The sequence below is a fragment of the Pseudomonas sp. Wu6 genome (genome assembly GCF_019891515.1).
Lineage (GTDB): Bacteria > Pseudomonadota > Gammaproteobacteria > Pseudomonadales > Pseudomonadaceae > Aquipseudomonas > Aquipseudomonas orientalis_A.
The window spans coordinates 1-2,206 of sequence record NZ_JAFLXH010000081.1 but is presented as its reverse complement, the minus strand read 5'-3'; the positions used below and the strand labels follow the sequence as shown (position 1 = coordinate 2,206).

Here is a 2,206-nt window from a genome sequence, read left to right as displayed (position 1 = left end):
GGTTACTACAATCACTGATTCGGTCGATGCCACCGCCGTTACGCTGACTGCCGACACGACCGTCACCGAAGGCGGTCAGATCACTTACACCGCGACCCTGACCAACCCGGCGCAAACCCCGGTGAGCGTCACCTTGAGCAATGGCTCGGTGATTACCATCAAGGCGGGTGAGTCGACGGGCACGGTGGTAGTCGATACCCCAGCCAATGACGTCTACGTCAACGGTTCGACCGTCAGCACCACTATCACCGGCGCAACCGGTGGCAATTTTGAAAGCCTGGTGCCGAGCACGACTCCGGCACTCACCACCATTACCGATTCCGTCGATACCACAACCGTTACGCTGACCGCGCCGGCTGCAGCGAGCGAGGGTGGTCAGATCACCTATACCGCGACCTTAAGCAATAAGGCCGGTACTGACGTCACGCTGAAGCTGGATAACGGCTCAAGCATCACGATCAAAGCCGGCGATACCGTCGGCACCGTGACCGTGCCTGCGCCAAGCGATGACGTGTTTATCGATAAGAGCACTCAGACCGTCCAGATCACTGAGACCACTGGCGGCAACTTCGAGAAACTGGAAGTTGCTGGCAACGGCGCAACGACAGCGATCAACGACACCATCGACAAAGTCGATGTGGTACTGACCGCTACCACCACCGTCGGCGAAGGCGGCAACATCGTTTACACCGCCAGCCTTGTGGATAAAAACGGCGCGCTGGTGACTAACATCACTAACCCGCTGACTGTCACCCTGGATAACGGCCAGAGCATCACTATCGGCGTAAATCAGTCGAGCGGTTCTGTTTCGGTTGTTGCGCCGGATGATGTTTACAAGGGCGACCAGACCGTCACCACTGCTATCAAGACTGTCACTGGTGGCGAGCACTTCGAAAATCTGGTTCCAGGTACCGATAAAGTCACAACAACAGTGACTGACACCCCAGGTACTGATAACACCACCACTGTTACGCTGACCGCGCCGAGCGCAGTCAACGAAGGTGGCCAGATCACCTACACGGCCACGCTCTCCAATAAGGCGGGCAGTGACGTCACGCTGAAGTTGGATAACGGCTCAAATATCACTATTAAAGCCGGTGAAACTGTCGGCACCGTCACCGTCCCTGCGCCTGCCGATGACGTGTTCATCGACAAGAGCACCCAGATCGTCAAAATCACCGACGCTTCCGGCGGCAACTTCGAGCAGCTGGTAGTTGCGCAAAACAGTGCAACTACAGCGATCAACGACACCATCGACAAGGTCGATGTGGTTCTGAGCGCTACCACCACGGTTGGCGAAGGCGGCAACATCGTTTACACCGCCAGCCTTGTGGATAAGAACGGCGCACTGGTGACCAACATCACCAACCCGCTGACCGTCACCTTGGATAACGGCCAGAGCATCACTATCGGCGTAAATCAGTCGAGCGGTTCTGTTTCGGTTGTTGCGCCGGATGATGTTTACAAGGGCGACCAGACCGTCACCACTGCAATCAAGACTGTCACCGGTGGCGAGCACTTCGAAAATCTCGTCCCGGGTACCGATAAAGTCACAACAACAGTGACTGACACCCCAGGTACCGACAACACCACCACTGTTACCCTGACCGCGCCGAGCGCAGTGAACGAGGGTGGCCAGATCACCTACACGGCCACGCTCTCCAATAAAGCGGGCAGCGACGTTACGCTGAAACTTGATAATGGCTCGTCGATCACCATTAAAGCGGGCGACACCGTCGGCACCGTCACCGTCCCTGCGCCAAGCGATGACGTGTTCATCGACAAAAGCACCCAGATCGTCAAAATCACCGACGCTTCCGGCGGCAACTTCGAGCAACTGGTAGTTGCGCAAAACAGTGCAACGACAGCGATCAACGACACCATCGACAAAGTCGACGTTGTACTGACCGCTACCACCACCGTCGGCGAGGGCGGCAACATCGTTTACACCGCCAGCCTTGTGGATAAAAACGGCGCACTGGTGACCAACATCACCAATCCGTTGACCGTCACCCTGGATAACGGCAAAACCATCACCATCGGTGTGAACCAATCCAGCGGCACAGTCACCACCGTGGCACCGAACGACGTCTACAAAGGCGATCAAACCGTCACGACCGCCATCAAAACCGTGACCGGTGGCGAGCATTTCGAAAACCTGGTGCCAGGTACCACAGCGGTTAACACCACTGTTACCGATACCCCA

At 56.7% G+C, this 2,206-nt stretch carries 1 protein-coding gene; it reads left to right on the top strand.

Annotated features, from left to right (window positions below):
• On the top strand, nt 1–2,206 hold a 2,206-nt coding region (locus J1G34_RS26870), incomplete at both ends, for an immunoglobulin-like domain-containing protein (RefSeq protein ID WP_347709507.1).